At 59.4% G+C, this 18582-nt stretch carries 10 protein-coding genes; all 10 read left to right on the forward strand.

Annotation, left to right across the window (positions count from 1 at the left end; genetic code table 11):
- The first annotated feature begins 41 nt into the window (after positions 1–41).
- The 10 genes from flgG to HU767_RS04155 all read left to right on the forward strand — a co-directional run bounded on the left by flgG (position 42) and on the right by HU767_RS04155 (position 18434).
- Positions 42–827: a flagellar basal-body rod protein FlgG gene (gene flgG, locus HU767_RS04110; protein ID WP_053120245.1), complete on the forward strand. Its 786-nt coding sequence runs from the start codon at positions 42–44 to the stop codon at positions 825–827.
- A 67-nt stretch (positions 828–894) separates the two neighbouring features.
- On the forward strand, positions 895–1590 hold the full coding sequence (gene flgH / locus HU767_RS04115) for a flagellar basal body L-ring protein FlgH (RefSeq protein WP_186728596.1): 696 nt from the start codon (positions 895–897) through the stop codon (positions 1588–1590).
- Between the two features lie 60 nt (positions 1591–1650).
- On the forward strand, positions 1651–2721 hold the full coding sequence (locus HU767_RS04120) for a flagellar basal body P-ring protein FlgI (RefSeq protein WP_161798353.1): 1071 nt from the start codon (positions 1651–1653) through the stop codon (positions 2719–2721).
- 14 nt (positions 2722–2735) lie between these two features.
- Positions 2736–4040 carry a flagellar assembly peptidoglycan hydrolase FlgJ gene (gene flgJ, locus HU767_RS04125; protein WP_186704750.1) on the forward strand — a complete coding sequence of 435 codons (1305 nt, stop codon included), beginning with the start codon at positions 2736–2738 and terminating at the stop codon, positions 4038–4040.
- A 10-nt stretch (positions 4041–4050) separates the two neighbouring features.
- The gene (flgK, locus tag HU767_RS04130) at positions 4051–6117 is read left to right on the forward strand and encodes a flagellar hook-associated protein FlgK (RefSeq protein ID WP_186704644.1); all 2067 of its coding nucleotides are present in this window, start codon (positions 4051–4053) and stop codon (positions 6115–6117) included.
- A 13-nt stretch (positions 6118–6130) separates the two neighbouring features.
- Entirely contained in the window at positions 6131–7696 is a 1566-nt protein-coding gene (locus HU767_RS04135; protein WP_186704645.1) for a flagellar hook-associated protein 3, read from the forward strand.
- Between the two features lie 94 nt (positions 7697–7790).
- Positions 7791–11363, forward strand: coding sequence for a glycosyltransferase (locus HU767_RS04140; protein ID WP_186728597.1), 3573 nt, complete (start codon positions 7791–7793; stop codon positions 11361–11363).
- Positions 11364–11512: 149 nt separating this feature from the next.
- Positions 11513–15133 carry a calcium-binding protein gene (locus HU767_RS04145; RefSeq protein ID WP_186728598.1) on the forward strand — a complete coding sequence of 1207 codons (3621 nt, stop codon included), beginning with the start codon at positions 11513–11515 and terminating at the stop codon, positions 15131–15133.
- 251 nt (positions 15134–15384) lie between these two features.
- Positions 15385–17124: a type I secretion system permease/ATPase gene (locus HU767_RS04150; RefSeq protein ID WP_186728599.1), complete on the forward strand. Its 1740-nt coding sequence runs from the start codon at positions 15385–15387 to the stop codon at positions 17122–17124.
- On the forward strand, positions 17124–18434 hold the full coding sequence (locus HU767_RS04155; protein ID WP_186728600.1) for an HlyD family type I secretion periplasmic adaptor subunit: 1311 nt from the start codon (positions 17124–17126) through the stop codon (positions 18432–18434). The genes HU767_RS04150 and HU767_RS04155 overlap by 1 nt, the downstream gene beginning before the upstream one ends.
- The last annotated feature ends 148 nt before the right edge of the window (positions 18435–18582 follow it).

An 18582-nucleotide genomic window follows, 5' to 3' on the forward strand; every position in this document is an offset into this window, starting at 1 on the left:
TACAGCGTCGCGCCGAAAAACAGGCGTACGAGGAGAATCGAATGCTTCCGGCTCTTTGGGTTGCCAAAACAGGTCTGTCCGCCCAGGACACCAACCTTTCCACCATTTCCAACAACTTGGCGAACGTCTCGACCACGGGTTTCAAACGTGATCGCGCCGAGTTCCAGGACTTGCTCTACCAGGTAAAACGCCAGCCAGGCGCCCAATCGACCCAGGACAGCGAATTGCCGTCGGGCCTGCAAGTGGGTACCGGTGTGCGCATTGTCGGCACCCAGAAAAACTTCAACGCCGGCAGCCTGCAAACCACCGAGCAGCCGCTGGACATGGCCATCGACGGTCGCGGTTTCTTCCAGATCCTGCAGCCGGACGGCACCACGTCCTACACCCGTGACGGTACCTTCCACCTCGACTCCAACGGCCAGATCGTCAACGCCAGCGGTTTCGCCCTGGAACCGGCCATTGTCATCCCGAACGATGCCCAGACCTTCACCGTGGGCCGTGATGGCACCGTGTCCATCACCGTGGCGGGCAACCCGGCCGCCCAGGTCATCGGCAACCTGCAGACCGCCGACTTCATCAACCCGGCCGGCCTGCAAGCGGTGGGCAACAACCTGTTCCTGGAAACCGCTGCCAGTGGCGCGCCGCAAGTCGGCACCCCAGGCTTGAACGGCTTCGGTACCACGCTGCAGAACACCCTGGAAACCTCCAACGTGAGCACGGTCGAGGAGATGGTCAACATGATCACCACCCAGCGCGCCTACGAGATGAACTCCAAGGTGATCTCCACCGCCGACCAGATGCTCTCGTTCGTTACGCAGAATCTGTAACCGCGTCGTCCGTCATTACGTAGACAGGGCGGCCCCAGGGTCGCCTGCAACACCAAGAGGTAGGGTCATGAAACGCTTCGTATCTGTTCTGGCACTGAGTGGGATTACCGCACTCGCGGGCTGTGTTGCGCCAACGCCACGGCCCAATGACCCGTATTACGCTCCGGTGTTGCCGCGTACGCCGTTGCCGGCTGCCGCCAACAATGGCTCGATCTACCAGGCCGGCTTCGAGCAGAACTTGTACAGCGACCGCAAGGCCTTCCGGGTCGGTGACATCATCACCATCACCCTGAACGAGCGGACCCAGGCCAGCAAGAACGCCAACTCGCAGATCGACAAGACCAGCGAGACCAGTGTCGGCCTGACCTCGCTGTTCGGCTCCAGCCTGACCACCAACAACCCGATCGGTGGCGGCGACCTGAGTCTCAACGCCGGCTACGGCTCCGACCGTGCCACCAAGGGCGACAGCCAGTCCGGCCAGAGCAACAGCCTGACCGGCTCGATCACCGTGACCGTCGCCGATGTGTTGCCCAACGGCATCATCGCCGTGCGCGGCGAGAAGTGGCTGACCCTCAACACGGGCGATGAGCTGGTGCGTATCGCCGGCATGGTTCGCGCCGATGATATTTCCACCGACAACACTGTCCCATCGACCCGCGTGGCCGATGCGCGCATCACCTATTCGGGCACTGGTGCCTTTGCCGATGCGAGTCAGCCAGGTTGGTTCGACCGTTTCTTCCTCAGCCCGAAGTTCCCTTTCTAGGTGGCCAAGTTGAATCTCAAGCGGTTGAATCTTAAACAGCTGTTGATCGGTGCCCTGGTGATGTCGGCAGCCTTCACCGCTCAAGCCGAGCGTCTGAAGGACATCGCCAGCATTTCCGGCGTGCGTTCCAACCAGTTGATCGGCTACGGCCTGGTCGTGGGCCTGAACGGCACCGGTGACCAGACCACCCAGACCCCGTTCACCCTGCAGACGTTCAACAACATGCTGTCGCAGTTCGGCATCAAGGTGCCGGCCGGCTCCGGCAACGTGCAGTTGAAGAACGTCGCGGCGGTGTCGATCAGTGCCGATCTGCCGGCATTCGCCAAGCCCGGCCAGCAAGTGGATATCACCGTTTCGTCGATCGGTAACTCCAAGAGCCTGCGTGGCGGCACCTTGTTGCTGACGCCGCTCAAGGGGATCGACGGTAACGTCTACGCCATTGCCCAGGGCAACCTGGTGGTGGGCGGTTTTGACGCCGAGGGTCGCGACGGTTCGAAGATCACCGTCAACGTTCCGTCGGCCGGTCGCATCCCGGGTGGTGCGTCGGTGGAGCGTGCGGTGCCGAGCGGTTTCAACCAGGGCAACAGCCTGACACTGAACCTCAACCGTTCCGATTTCACCACGGCCAAGCGCATCGTCGACAAGATCAACGACATGCTTGGCCCAGGCGTGGCCCAGGCCATCGACGGCGGTTCGATCCGCGTCACCGCGCCACTGGATCCGAGCCAGCGCGTCGACTACCTGTCGATCCTGGAAAACCTCGAAGTCGATCCGGGCCAGGCGGTGGCGAAAGTCATCATCAACTCCCGTACCGGCACCATCGTGATCGGCCAGAACGTCAAGGTTTCCCCGGCCGCCGTGACTCACGGCAGCCTGACCGTGACCATCACCGAAGACCCGATCGTCAGCCAGCCGGGGCCATTGTCCAACGGCCAGACCGCCGTGGTCCCGCGTTCGCGAGTCAATGCCGAACAGGAAGCCAAGCCGATGTTCAAGTTCGGCCCGGGCACGACCCTGGATGAAATCGTCCGGGCGGTGAACCAGGTCGGCGCGGCGCCGGGCGACTTGATGGCCATTCTTGAAGCCTTGAAGCAGGCCGGCGCGTTGCAAGCCGACCTGATCGTGATTTAAGGAAAGCGGTCATGGTGGATATGCGCAAAGGCGCCTTGATCAGCGGGGATTCGGGGTCCTACTCGGACCTGAATCGCCTGAACCAGCTCAAGGTCGGCGACAAGAACAGCGAAGGCAACCTGCGCAAAGTGGCGCAGGAATTCGAGTCGCTGTTCCTCGGCGAAATGCTCAAGTCCATGCGTTCGGCCACCGAGGCCCTGGGCAAGGACAATCCGATGAACACGCCGGAAGCCAAGCAATACCAGGAAATGTACGACCAGCAGTTGGCCGTTTCCATGTCCCGCGAAGGCGGTGGTATCGGCCTGGCCGATGTGCTGTTGCGCCAGATGTCGAAGAACAAGCCATTGGTGTCCGGCGAGGCGGCGACATTGTCGGCTGCCAAGCAACAAGAGGCGCAGGACACCGTCGCCAAGGCACCGGTGCCGACGCCAGTGGCGGCCGGGACCCTGCCTACCGATGGGCCGTTGTCGCGTACCAGTGGCCAGCGTCCGTTGTGGGCCTCGCGGGCCGTGAGCGCGCCGCAAGGGGCCGAGGGCGTCCACCGTAACGACATGGAACTGCTCAACCAGCGGCGCCTGGCCCTGCCACCGAAACTGGCTGACCGCCTGCTCGCCGGGCTGGTGCCTTCGGCTGCGGCCAATGCCGATGCCCCTGCGCAGAACCTGCTGCCGGATCGCGCCATCGCCGCCGTCAAGCCGGCCACCGGCGAACTGGCCAATGGCGACTGGCTGGCCGCGCTCAAGGCGTCCGAGCCCAAAGGCGACATGCAGGTCTATGGTCGCGCCGTGGCCCAGCCACCGTTGGCGCCAGCGCGCAAGGCCTTCCGCGATGCCGATGAATTCGTCAATGCCATGCTGCCAATGGCCAAGGAAGCCGCCGACCGCATCGGTGTCGACCCACGTTACCTGGTGGCCCAGGCCGCCTTGGAAACCGGTTGGGGCAAATCGGTGATGCGCCAGCCCGATGGCAGCAGCAGCCACAACCTGTTCGGCATCAAGGCCAGCAAGAATTGGACGGGCGATTCGGCGCGGGCGATCACTAGCGAATTCCGCAATGGCGAGATGGTCAAGGAGACGGCCGAGTTCCGTTCCTACGCCTCGTACCGCGACAGTTTCCATGACTTGGTCAATCTGCTGCAAAGCAACAGCCGCTATCAAGAAGTGCTGAAGTCGGCCGATAAACCGGAACAGTTTGTACGCGAGTTGCAGAAGGCCGGTTACGCCACCGACCCGAACTACGCCAGCAAGATTTCGAACATAGCCCGGCAGATGACGAGTTACCAAAACTACGCATCGGCTGGTGCCACCACGACTTTATAAGGTCTGAACCATGAGTTTGCTCAATATCGGGATGTCGGGTCTGTCCGCAAGCCAGACCGCACTGGTGACCACGGGTAACAACATCGCCAACGTCGATACCGCCGGGTATTCGCGTCAGCAGACCGTGCAGACCACCAAGGCGTCAAACCAGTACGGCAACGTGTTCATCGGTTCCGGCACGACCCTGGCCGATGTGCGCCGGGTGTATAACTCGTATCTTGAAGCGCAACTGAAGACCACCACCTCGCTCAACAGCGATGCGGCGGCCTACCAGGGGCAGATCACGCCGCTTGACTCGCTGCTGTCGGACAGCGGCACCGGCCTCAACGGCGCGCTGACCAAATTCTTCGCCTCGGTGCAGAACGTCAACGCCAAGCCGGGCGACGATGCGTCCCGCCAGTTGCTGCTCAGCGATGCTCAAGCCCTGAGCAACCGTTTCAATTCGGTTGCCAGCCAGCTGACCGCGCAGAACGAAAACATCAATGGCAACCTGTCGAACATGGTCGACCAGATCAACAGCCTGGCCACCACCGTTGCCCAGTTGAACAAGAAAATCGCCGAAGTCTCCAATTCTGGAGGCGCGCCGAACGATTTGCTCGACGCGCGCAGCGAAACCATTCGCCAACTGTCGACCTTCACCGGCACCCAAGTCGTCGAGAACGGCAGCAGCCTGGACATCTACCTCGGTTCCGGCCAGCCGCTGGTGATGGGCAACATCACCAATAAACTCGAAGCGGTGCCGGACAAGAACGATCCGGGGCGCATCGGCATCCAGCTCAACAGCGGCTCCAGCGTCATGGACCTCACCCAGGTGATGACCGGTGGCGAGATCGGTGGCCTGATGCGCTACCGCAGCACCGTGCTCGACCCGGCCATGAACGAGCTGGGCCGCGTGGCACTGGTTGTCGCCGATCAGATGAACAGCATCCAGGCCTCGGGCATCGACAAGAACGGTGCGTTTGGTTCCAACCTGTTCAGCAGCATCAACAGCGCCGCGCAGATGAGCCAGCGCAGCGTCGCCTCGCTGGGCAATAGCGCAGGCTCCGGCAACTTCAATGTGTCCATCGAAGACACCGGCAAGCTGACCACCAACGACTACAAGATCACCTTCACCAGCGGCACCAACTACACCGTACAGCGCCTGCCTGATAACACCTCCCTGGGCGCGTTCAGCACGACGACCACGCCAGCGCCGGTCGTCGATGGCTTCTCGCTGACCTTCGCCAATGGCACTGCGGCCGCCGGCGATTCGTTCAAGATCACCCCGACCCGCAACGCGGCGGGCAGCATCAAGACCGAGATGACCGACTCCAAGCGGCTGGCGATTGCTGCCCCGCTGGGCGCCGCCATCACGCCGGGCGGCAGTGGCACGCTGACCATTCCGGCCAGCGGCCAGCCGACCATGACGACGAAGCTGGACATCTACGACGAGGCCACCACCAGCATCATCCAGAACGGCATCAAGAATTCCATGCCGGTCAAGGTGGTGTTCGGCGCGACCTCGGCCGATGGCACGAGCCAGGCTTATCAGTTGCTCGATGCCAAGGGCGGATTTATCAGTGGCGGCACGATCAAACCCGGTCAGAGCAACACCCTGAGCCTGAGTGTTCCGCTCAAGGATGCCAGCGGCAACCCGATCATGGATTCGTCCGTACCGCCGGTGCAACGTACTGTCGCGTTCGACATGTCCATCGCCGGCGCGCCATCTAATGGGGCAGGCATCGACATAAGCCTCAGCCAGCCTGGCACCCTGGACAACCGTAACGGTAACGCGCTCGCGGGCTTGCAGACCGCCAAGACCGTCGACACCGGTGCCGCCAGCAAAGGCATTTCCCTGAACGATGCCTACGGCAAACTGGTTGAAGGCGTCGGCGCCAAGGCTGCCCAGGGCAAGCTCGACAGCGCCGCCACCGGTGCAATCCTGGACAATGCCAAGAACGCCCGCGATTCGTTGTCCGGCGTGGACCTGGATGAAGAAACCGGCAACCTGGTCAAGTTCCAGCAGTACTACACCGCGTCTTCGCAGATCATCAAGGCTGCGCAGGAAATCTTCAGCACATTGATCAACAGTCTTTAAGGAGCCGTAGCCCATGCGCATTTCTACTTCTCAGTTTTACGAAAGCACGGCTGCGAACTACCAGAAAAACTTCGCCAACGTGGTCAAGACCAGCGAAGAGGCCAGCAGCCTGGTGCGCGTGAACACCGCCGCCGACGACCCGGTGGGGGCTTCGCGTCTGCTGCAACTGGGTACACAGGCTTCGATGCTGGCCCAGTACGAAACCAACGCCAACACCATCAAGGCCACCTTGGGCACCACCGAAGCGGTGATGACCAGCATCGGCAACGTGTTGCAGCGCGCCAAGGAATTGGCCGTCGGTGCGGGTAACGCCGGTTACACTGATGCCGATCGCCAGGCCAACGCTTCGGAGCTGGCGCAGATCGAAGAACAATTGCTGAGCCTGATGAACAGCAAGGACGAAAACGGCAAGTACATCTTTGCCGGTTCCAAGGGTGACACCATCCCGTTTACCCGCAACACCGATGGCAGCTACAGCTACAACGGCGACCAGGTGACGCTCGACCTGCCGATCGGCGACACCATGTCGATGGCCACCAACAGCACTGGCTGGGAAGTGTTCCAGCAGGCCGTCAATACCAGCCGCAGCCAGGTCACCCGCACCGCGCCGCCGGTGGATGACGGACGCGTGGTCTTGTCCGACGGCCAGGTGTCGTCCAGTGTCAGCTACAACAGCAAGTTCCGCAGCGGAGAGCCGTACACCGTTGAGTTCACCAGCGGCACGCAACTGAAAATTACCGACGCGCTCGGCAATGACGTGACCGCCGAAGCCAGCCAGGGTGGCGCGTTCGACCCTAACAGCAAGAGTGGGCAGGCGGTCCAGTTCCGTGGTGTGGAACTGACCCTGAACATCAATCTGCAAGCGGGTGACGTCCCGGGCACCGTGTTGCCAGGCCATACTTTCACCCTGGCTGCCAAGCCGGACACCTTTGTTCCGATGCGCAGTCCCGGCAACCCGACCGCAGTGCAGATCACCGGCAGCGAGATCACCGATCCGGTGGCGTACCACGCCAGTTTCCCTACCGGGGCGGCCGTGTTGAAGTTCACCAGCGCCACCGATTTCGATCTCTACGCAGCACCGCTGACGGCTAACAGCCAACCCGTGTCCAGTGGCACCCTGGCTGGCAACGTCGCAACAGCGTCGGGCGTTAGCTTTACCCTGAACGGTACGCCAGCCGCAGACGATCAGTTCAGCATCGCGGTCAACACCCACGAAACCCAGAACGTCCTGGACACCGTGAATCAGTTGAAGACCGCGTTGAGCACGCCGACTAACAACGATCCTATTGCGCTGCAGAAGCTGCAGGCTTCGCTGGCGTCCGGTATCGGCAACCTGGCGAGCGGCACCGATCAATTGTCCAGCGCCCTGAGTTCGGTGGGTGGTCGTGGTGCTGCTCTGGATACCCAGAGCGATACCAACCAGAGCTTGATCCTGGCCAACAACCAGACCCAATCGTCGATCCGCGATTCCGATGCGGCCGAGGTGATGACCCGCCTGACGTTGCAACAGACCATGCTGCAAGCCTCGCAACTGGCGTTCAGCAAGATCGCCCAGTTGGGTCTGTTCAACAAGATCTGAGCCGGTATCGACCGAGCCGCCAACCGTCTTTTTTTAAGCGGTTTCGGGGCTCCGACCTGAAAAGGCCGGAGCCCGCCGCTCGAGAGTTTTAACCGTGAAGTCACTTCCCCTCGTCAGCATCGTCATTCCTGCCTATAACCCTCGGTTTTTCGACCAGGCACTGCTCAGTGCCCTGGCCCAGACCTACGAAAACGTTGAAATCATCGTCTGCGACGATTCGCCTGGCGATGAAATCCGCGACATAGTCGCGTCTTTCAAAGAACCGGCCCATCCGGTCCGCTATCTGAAAAACCGTCAACGACTAGGGCTGCAGGGCAACCTGTTGCGCTGTGTCGAAGAGGCGCAGGGCGAGTTCATCAAGGTGCTGTGCGACGACGACCGTCTGTTCGCACAGAGCATTGCGATGCAGGCCCAGGCGTTGATGGACCATGCTGACGTGAGTGTGGTGTTCTCGCTGCGACTGCTGTGTGACGCAGGCAACTTCATCTTGCCGCCCCGCATGGACAACTGCCGCTTTTCGCCGAATGACGCCCTGCTCAAGGGCGACGACATGCTGGCGATTTTCGAGAGCACGCCGACCAACTTTATTGGCAATTTCAGCTCAACCCTGATGCGTCGGGCCGATGTGCTGGAATTGTTGCCTGCTCTGATACAGGAGGGTGCCGGTTTTGTTGCGCTGCTCGATTTTGCTTTGTTTGTCTGCTTGATGCGGCGCGGCAATCTGATTGCCTTGAATACCCTTTCAAGTATCGAGCGCTTTTACCCGGAGCGTTTGAGCAAGACCCCCGAAATGCTCAAGGCGGCAAAGATAGAGTGGGACTGGCTGGCCCAGATGCTGGTTGTGCGCAGCGGTGAAGCGGCTCCGGCCTCGGGCTGGGTGCGCTGCATTGACCTGGACAAGATCACCGATGAACCTCATGCCTGGCAGGAGCTCTGCGTAACCCGCTTGTTGGGCAACCGCAATACCGTCGTGAATGGTCGAGTGGGCGCGCAAAGTGAAAGTTATGCGGACTTCTATCGCGAATGGCTGGCAATCCGTCGGTTCAGTGAAGTGGAGCGACGCGTCATGTCCGCGCGCATCGATAGTTGGCCGTTTCGGCCGAATATCGTGCCTTTGGTCATCGATGCTCTGGGTGATTCGACGTCGCTTGCGGTGACGTTACGTAGCATCAAGGACCAGTTGTACCCAGCCCAGGCCGTAGTGGTGCTTTCCGATGCTCACTGCGAAGTGGAAGAACGAGTGCTGCAGCTGCCTTATCAAGCCGATTGGCCAAGTCAGTTGAATGCCATCGTTCCGCAGTTGGAAGGTGCACACTGGTTCTACGTGTTGCGAGCGGGCGACGTGCTGCGCGATTCGGCGTTGCTGATCCTCGCCGAGCGTGTCGCCGGAAGGCCGGGCATCCTTTGCGTCTACAGTGATGAAGGCACGGTGGTGGACGGCGAGTCCTTCGAGCCAGTGTTCAAGCCGGATTTCAACCTGGACCTGATGCGCGCCTACCCCTATGTCGGTCGGACCCTGGCTTTCGACCGTGAACGATTCATGGCCCTTGGTGGCTTTGAACCGAAACACGGTGAACTGGCCCCCCACGATCTGCTCTGGCGCCTGGTGGAAGAGGCCGGCCCCCAGACCATCGAGCATATCGCGGAAATCCAGGTCGAGTCGGACCAGAGTTTCGCCCAATGGTTATCGCTGCCCGAGGTCATCGAGGGCAATGCCCGGTTGGTGGGCGCGCACCTGGATCGTATCGGCATCGATCATGAGATTTCCCCGGACACGTTGCCGTTGATCAACCGCATCAACTACCGACACGGCGACCGTCCACTGGTATCGATCATCCTGCGCACCGGTGATTCGCTCGCAGCCTTGCAGCGTTGTGCCGAGAGCCTGATCGAGCGCACGGCCTATCCTCATTATGAAATCCTGATCGTGGACAGCGGTGTTCGAGACCCGGCCATGCTCGATTGGTTGGAGAACATGTCGCAGTTGGGCGCGAGCATGTTGCGGGTATTGCGATACGCCGGCGAGGACAACGACGCGGCGGTGCGCAATTTTGCTGCAGCTCAGGCCCGGGGCGACTATTTGATATTGCTCAGCCCGCACACGGTCATTTGCGAAAATGACTGGCTGGACGAACTGGTCAATCATGCCCAGCGCCCTGAGGTTGCGGTGGTTGGTGCGAGAATACTCAGTCCTCAAGGCACGATTATCGGCGGCGGGCAGATTCTTGGGTTGGCCGGCCCAGTGGGGACGCCTTTCTACGGCGAAGCGGCGGTTTCTCGCGGCTATATGCAGCGTTTGCATACGACCCAGAACTGGAGTTCGGTAAGCAGCGATTGTCTGATGGTGCGCAAGCAGGTCTTCGACGAGCTCGGCTGCCTGGACGATGCGTCCTTTACCTTCGGCCTCAGCGATGTCGATCTGTGCCTGCGCGCAGAAAAAATTGGCTATCTGGTGGTCTGGACGCCTTACGCCACGGTCATGAAAGTCGACCTGCCGTCGACCGCTGCACAGCCTGAAGAAACCGCGTTGGTTGAGCGCGAGCGCGAAGTCTTTTACCGCAAATGGCTGCCGCAGATTGCTCGCGATCCGGCCTACAATCCTGCGCTAAGCCTGGGTGCGTCCAGCTTCAGCCTGGAACCGTCGCTGCGCAACAACTGGAATCCGTTCTGCACTCGCGCGCTGCCATTGATACTTGGCTTGCCGGTCAACGCCTCCGCCGTCGGTCATTACCGTGTTATGGCGCCGTTGGCCGAGTTGGAAGCCGCCGGACGGGTAATCTCCCGGGTCGCCTACGAGTCACCTTCCACTGTTGAGATCGAGCGTCTGTCGCCGGATACGATCGTATTGCAGGGGCGCTACAGCGAAGGGTCTGCCGGCGATATTCTTAGAATGAAGAAGTATTCCGGCGCCTTGCGGATCTTTGAGCTCGACGATTACGTCGTCAAAGCACCGAAGAAAAACACGCATGCGCGCAACAAGCCGGCCAATATCGAGCAGATGCTGCGCGAAGGCATCGGGTTATGCGATCGCGTGGTGGTGACGACGCCTTCGCTCGCTGACGCCTTGTCGAGTATGCACAATGAAATCCGCATCGTGCCTAATATGTTGCCGCCGGAACCGTGGGCAAAGTTGACCAGCCAGCGCGGTACGTCCTCCAAGCCTCGGGTGGGTTGGGGCGGGGGGACGAGCCACAGTGGCGATCTGGAGATCATTGCGGACGTAGTTCGCGAACTGGCCAATGAAGTGGAGTGGGTGTTCTTCGGAATGTGTCCGGAAGCATTGCGGCCTTATATCCATGAGTTCCATGGCTCAGTACCTTTGAATCACTATCCGTTCAAACTGGCCCGCCTGAACCTCGATCTCGCGCTGGCTCCCTTGGAGTTCCACATTTTCAACGACTGCAAGAGCAACCTGCGCCTTTTGGAATATGGTGCCTGTGGCTACCCGGTCATCTGCACCGACACCAAGGCCTACGACGGTTTCCTGCCCTGCACCAAAGTGCGTAGCAACAGCACCGAGGAATGGATCGCAGCCATCCGCATGCACCTGGCCGATCCGGACGCCAGCTACCGCATGGGCGACGAACTGCGTGAAGCGGTATTGCGCGACTACATGCTCAGCGGCAAGAACCTGCAGCATTGGTTGTGGGGGTGGTTGCCGGATTGACTCCGAGGAAATAGGCGACTTCGGTCGCCTTTTTATCATCTGAATCTCCAGCTTATAGGCTGATACTGGCAAACGGTTTTTGATCACAAGTGGCGCTCTACTGTTGCTTGGACGTTACCCGCTTTCACAACGGAGCAAGGAAGAAGCAAATGGCAGTGATTAATGGAACAAGCGGCGTAGATACGCTGGCCGGAACCAGCGGTGATGATGAAATCTATGGTTTAGGCTCGAATGATGTCCTTCTGGGCAGCGCCGGGGCGGACAAATTGGATGGGGGGACGGGGGTCGATACCGTGGATTACTCCGCGTCGACGGCTGGCATCGACATTGATATTCGCAACGGTGTCGGCCGGGCCGGTGTCGGTGGGGATGCTGAAGGCGATACGCTGGTCGCTGTCGAAAAAGTCATCGGTACAGCGCTCGATGACATTTTCACAAGTACGATTGGCAACCTTACTCTTGAAGGTGGCGCGGGTAACGATGTTTATAACGTCGCCACCAGCGGCGTAAAAATAGTTGAACAGGATAATGGTGGCATCGACGAGCTGCGTACCAGCTGGAAGTTGATGACCATGGATCCTTTCATTGAGAGAATGACCTACACCGGCAGTGTCGATTTCACCGGTTACGGTAACGCCAGCGACAACATCATCATCGGCGGCGTGGGCAACGACGTGTTGTTCGGAGGTGACGGCGCCGACCAGTTCTTCGGCGGCGCGGGGCTGGATGTGGCTGGCTATACCGACAGCAAGGTCGCGGTGAACATTAACCTCAAGACCGGTGTTCACTCCGGCATCGCAGCGGGCGATACGTTCACTGACATTGAAGTGATTCGGGGTACAGGCGCTGCCGACACTTTTGTCGCGGATGGCCGGGCGATCGGTTTCGATGGCGGCGCGGGCATCGACATGGTGGATTACTCGACATCGGCCGAGGCAATCAATGTCGATATTCGCATCTATAAAGGCCTGCCTGGAATTGGCGGTGACGCCGAGGGCGATACGCTGGAAGGGATCGAAAAAGTCATCGGTACCGCATTCAATGACACGTTCACCAGTGCCTGGGGTGCCGTGACCATGGAAGGTGGTGCTGGAGACGATCTGTATACCGTCAACACCAGCGGGAATAAGACGATTGAGCTGGCCGATGGTGGTTATGACGAGGTGCGCACTAATCAAGCGACCTTTACTCTGAACCCATTCATCGAGAAGCTGACCTATACCGGCACGGCTGCCTTCACCGCTTACGGCAACGCCAGCGACAACATCATCACCGGCGGCGTGGGCAACGATGTGCTGTTCGGTGGTGACGGCGCCGACCAGTTCTTTGGTGGCGCGGGGCTGGATGTGGCTGGTTATACCGACAGCAAGGTGGCGGTGAATATTAACCTTAAGACTGGTGTTCACTCCGGCATCGCCACTGGAGATACCTTTACCGACATCGAAGTGATCCGTGGTTCGAATTTGAATGACACCTTCGTGGCGGATGGCCGGTCGATCGGTTTTGACGGCGGCGCGGGTGTCGACACGGTGGATTACTCGACGTCGGCCGAGGCAATCAATGTCGATATTCGCATCTATAAAGGCCTGCCTGGAATTGGCGGTGACGCCGAGGGCGATACGCTGGAAGGGATCGAAAAAGTCATCGGTACCGCATTCAATGACACGTTCACCAGTGCCTGGGGTGCCGTGACCATGGAAGGTGGTGCTGGAGACGATCTGTATACCGTCAACACCAGCGGGAATAAGACGATTGAGCTGGCTGATGGCGGTTATGACGAAGTGCGCACCAATCAGGCGAGCTTCACGCTGAACCCGTTCATCGAGAAGCTGACCTATACCGGCACGGCTGCCTTCACCGCTTACGGCAACGCCAGCGACAACATCATCATCGGCGGCGTGGGCAACGACGTGTTGTTCGGAGGTGACGGCGCCGACCAATTCCTCGGCGGCGCGGGGCTGGATGTGGCCGGGTATACCGACAGCAAGGTGGCGGTGAACATCAACCTCAAGACCGGGGTTCACTCTGGCATCGCGGCTGGAGATACCTTTACCGACATTGAAGTAATTCGGGGTTCAAGTTTCGACGATACGTTTATTGCCGATGGTCGAGCGATCGGTTTCGACGGCGGCTTGGGCGTTGATACGGTGGATTACTCGACGTCGGCCGAGGCGATCAATGTTGATATTCGCGTCTACAAAGGCCTACCTGGAACTGGCGGCGATGCCCAGGGTGACACGTTGGAAGGCATCGAAAAGGTCATAGGCACCGTATTCAATGACACATTCGCCAGTGCCTGGGGAGCCGTGACGATGGAGGGGGGGCTCGGTGACGATGTCTACATCGTCAATACCAGCGGCAACAAGACGGTCGAGTTGGCGGATGGCGGCTTTGACGAAGTATTTACTAATCAGGCCATCTTCACCATGGACCTGTTCATTGAGAAGATGACCCACACTGGCGCGACGGCATTCACAGGTTATGGCAACACCGGCGATAACATCATCATAGGCGGTACAGGCAACGACGTACTGTTCGGCGCCGCTGGCGCGGATCAACTCATTGGTGGGGCCGGCGTGGATGTCGCCAGCTATGGCGATAGCCGGGTAGCGGTTACCCTTAATATGACGACAGGCGTCCATTCCGGTATTGCAGCAGGCGATACCTATCAAGAGATTGAAACGCTGCGCGGGTCGGGTTTTAACGACACCTTCATCGGCGGTTCGCAAGCGATGGGGGCGGATGGCGCGCTAGGAATGGATCTGGCCAGCTATGAACAGTCCTCCAGCGCGGTGACCATCGATCTGATAACCAATGTGAACGCTGGTGATGCGGCAGGCGATACGTTCACCGCAATCGAGATCTATCAGGGGTCCAGCTTCGATGACACCCTGTTGGGCTCCGCTAAAGCCGACATTTTTATTGGGGGCGCGGGCGCCGACGTCATTGATGGTCGCGATGGTGTGGACCAGGCCTGGTATATCAACAGTTCTGCCGCAGTAGAGATCAATCTCCAGACGGGTATTCACCAGGGAGGCGACGCCCAAGGCGATGTGCTGACTAACGTCGAGCGGATCATGGGCAGCCAGTTCAACGATTCAATGACAGGAGACAGCCTCGCTAACTGGCTGGAGGGCGGGTTGGGCGATGACACCATTTATGGAGGCGATGGTGCCGACTACATTTATGGTGGTTTGTACACGGCCACAGGGCCGATGCTTCCAGGAAGCTCTACCAACGTTGCTCAGGCCGATCAGCTCTATGGTGGCCTCGGCAATGATGCGATCACCACGGCCAACCTGGATACCGGAACAATGGCTTATGGAGAGGCAGGCAACGACGGTATTGCGGTTTTCAGCGGCACTGCTGACGGTGGGGCCGGCAACGATATTCTATTGGGCAGAGGGGATGGTTTCCGCTTGTTGGGCGGGACGGGCGATGACACTTTGACTGTCGCCGAAGGTGGTCAGGGGTTCCTAAATGGAGGTCAGGATGATGATACCTACGTCGTAGATGCCTACGGTCAAGTCACGATTAAGGATGACGGTACAGGAGGATTGGACCGGGTGTTGCTCAACAGCATGGAGTCAATGGACACCATAACGACCGTGCGATACGGCAATGACGCCTATATCTTCAATACTTCCAGCTACCATTCAGGCCAGCCTCTTTCGGAGATGGGTGTGAAACTGCAAGATTGGTATGCAGGCTCAAACACCATCGAGCAATTCCAAACGTCCAATGGAGATGTTTTTACGATCCCAGCATGACACCTGCGCTGCCCCTTGGCCCCGGGGGCAGCGATAGGGCTACAAACGCCTTTGGGTCTCGATCCAGAGGCGTTTTTATGTGTACCGGGATCTTGCTAATACGAGCCCCTGCCACAAGTGGAATCTCTGGTGTAGAACTTGCAGCTCAGCGCAAATCGCGCAATCAGCGTCAAGTTTCCATACGAATTCTGTCACTAGGTCAATATCGACTGGCGACATGGACGCCATGAACACCAAGGGACGGATAACAGTTGAAAAACCATAATGCTTTCAGTGCACCTGTCGTCGCACCTTCATTGAAATCGGTATTGCGTAGAGGTCTGCTCGGCGCTGCGCTGTTTTCCGGAGTGATCAATATTTTGGCGCTTGTCGGCCCGGTGTTCATGTTGGAAGTTTACGACCGGGTTATCCCTAGCCAGAGCGTCCCGACCCTGGTTGCCCTGGGGCTGCTGGCACTTGGGGTTTATGCACTTTCAGGCCTGTTGGATATCATTCGCTCCCGGGTCATGGTGCGAATTGCCTCCTCGCTGGATCTGGCGCTGTCCTCTAAGGTTTTCACCGTCATCGCCGGTGCGTCGTTGAGAACTCCCATTACGGGCGATGCCTTGAAACCTGCCCAGGAGTTGGATCAGATTCGCGGTTTTATTGGCGGACCGGGCCTGGTGGCTTTTTTCGATTTACCCTGGATGCCGGTCTACCTCGCAGTCTGCTTTTATATTCATCCGCTGTTTGGTCTTTTGACCGTCGGCTTGATGATGATCCTAATTGGCCTGACCCTGATCACTGACCGGCGGACCCGCAAATTAATGCAGGCGTCGGCCGATGCGTTGAACACGCGCAATCACATGGGACAGCAAGCACATCAGAATGCCGAAGCGCTGATGGCCATGGGCATGCTGGCCAACACATCGGCGATCTGGCAGAAAAATCACGGCGCCTTCATCACTTTGCAGCGGCATTCGATCGACATCGGTGGTTTTTTCGGTGGCATCTCCAAGACCTTGCGCCAGGTTGTTCAGTCGGCCGCCCTGGCCCTGGGGGCGTGGCTGGTGATCAAAGGCGACCTGAGCGGCGGCACAATGATCGCGGCGTCGATTATTGTGGCACGGACCCTGGCACCGGCTGAGCAAGTCATTGCCACGTGGCGTAGCCTGCTGGGTGCCCAGATCGCCTGGAAGAAGCTCCTCGAAGTGTTCGCTCTGTTCCCTGATTCCCAGAGCAAGACCGAGTTGCCGCCTGCCCATCGCAATTTGCAGGTAGAAAACGTTTTCGCCGCACCGCCCGGCACCCAGCGCCTGACTTTGCAGAATATCAACTTCATGGTCGCCGCAGGCACTGCCGTGGGTGTGGTAGGGCCGAGCGCATCGGGTAAGTCGTCATTGGCTCGCGTGCTGGTCAATGCCTGGACACCGGCTCGCGGGCATGTCCGGCTCGACGGTGCGCCGCTGGATCAACTGTCCGAGCAGGCTCGAGGCAAATCGATCGGTTATCTGCCGCAAAGCGTTGGATTGTTCACCGGGACCGTCGCCCAGAACATCGCCCGGTTGGATCCTTCAGCACCGGACAGCGCGATTGTCAGCGCCGCGCAATTGGCAGGTGTTCATGAGTTGATTCTGCAATTGCCCCAAGGCTATGAAACCCATGTGGGTGAGGGCGGGGCCAACCTCTCGGCCGGCCAGCGGCAGCGGGTCGCATTGGCCAGGGCAATGTTCGGTGAGCCGTTCCTAGTCGTGTTAGACGAGCCGAATTCAAATCTCGATGCCGAAGGCGAACAGGCGCTGGCCAAGGCCATCCTGACGCTCAAGAGCCGTGGTGCAATCGTGGTGGTGATTGCCCATCGCACCAATATCCTGTCAGTAATCGATCAGATACTGATCATCGAGAATGGTATGCAAGCCGCTTACGGCCCGAGGGATGTCGTTCTCAAACGAACTCCCACAGCGCCCCCTCGGCCCTCCACCAATGTTGTGGAACTGGGAGTATCGAACTGATGCATACCGACCAAGAAGACAACCTGACCGATTCTTTGTCCCGCCATTTACGTTGGGGGGCGATCTCGTTACTGGTGCTGCTCGGCGGAGGGCTGACCTGGGCGGTGTTCACCAATCTGTCAGGCGCCGTCATCGCCACGGGTGTGTTAGCGGTGGAGGGCAGCGTCAAGACCGTCCAGCATCCTACCGGTGGCGTCGTCGCCGAACTGCTGGTCAAGGAAGGACAGGCCGTCGCCGCCGGGGACGTCCTTTTGCGCCTTGATGCCACCTTGCCCGCCGCCAGCCAGGCTATCGTCAGTAAATCGCTGAACCAGGCTTGGGCTCGTCTGGCTCGCCTGGAGGCCGAGCGGGACAATCATAGCGAAGTAGCGATACCCAACGAGCTGTTGACTCGCATGAGTCTGGAAGAGGCCAGGTCAGTCATGGCTATCGAGCAGCAATTGTTTTTTGACCGACGAGCTTCTCGTGAGGGCCAGAAAAAACAGCTACGCGAGCGTGTCCAGCAGCTCAACGAAACCATTGCAGGCCATGATATCCAGCAGAAAACAAAGCTGGAGGAAATCGAGCTGATCGACTCGGAATACCAGGCGGTCAAGAAGCTGTTCGACAAGGGCATGATGACCCTGGATCGGGTCAATGCCTTGGCCCGGGGGATAGCCCGGCTGCGCGGAGAGCGCGGTCAGTTGATGGCATCCATCGCCGAGGCGCGGGGCAAGATCGCCGAAACCGAGTTGCAACGACTCCAGGTTGACCAGACTTTCCGCACCGAGGTTTCCCAGGAATTGCGCGACCTGCTGGCTCGCCAGGGTGAACTGATCGAGCGGGAAATCACTGCCAGCGACCAGCTCAAACGCATCGACATCACCTCGCCTATTGCCGGGCGCGTGCAGCAATTGGCGGTGCACACGGTCGGTGGTGTCATTTCGCCGGCGGAAGGGCTGATGCAGATCGTACCCGCCGATGATGAACTGCTGGTGGAGGCGAAGATCAGTGCCCAGGACATAGACCAACTTACGGTTGGGCAACCCGCGACCTTGCGTTTGAGCGCGTTCAACCGCAGCACCACCCCCGAACTGACCGGAACCGTGGTGCGGCTGTCAGCGGATCTTGTTCAGGATGAGCGCTCTGGGGTGGGTTTCTATCGGGCGGGCATCAAAATTCCTCGCAGTGAGGTGGCAAAGTTGCAAGGGCTTGCCTTGGTGCCGGGGATGCCCGTGGAGTCGATGATCCAGACCGGCTCCAGGAACGTCATGTCTTATTTGCTCAAGCCTCTCAGCGACCATGCCCAACGTGCATTCAGAGAGGGCTAAGTCTTCCTGCTGAGTGGTAATACGCGCCGGAGCCTGAAGCGGCAGCATTTGCTGGCGCGTTTCCTGCAAGCCCCCCTCATATCGCCATAAAACGAGCGCTCGCGGCCTATCGCAGCGCTCGGATCGGCATCGAAGGTGTAATCCCCGC

It is taken from the genome of Pseudomonas sp. SWRI179 (assembly GCF_014268705.1).
Taxonomy (GTDB): domain Bacteria; phylum Pseudomonadota; class Gammaproteobacteria; order Pseudomonadales; family Pseudomonadaceae; genus Aquipseudomonas; species Aquipseudomonas zanjanensis.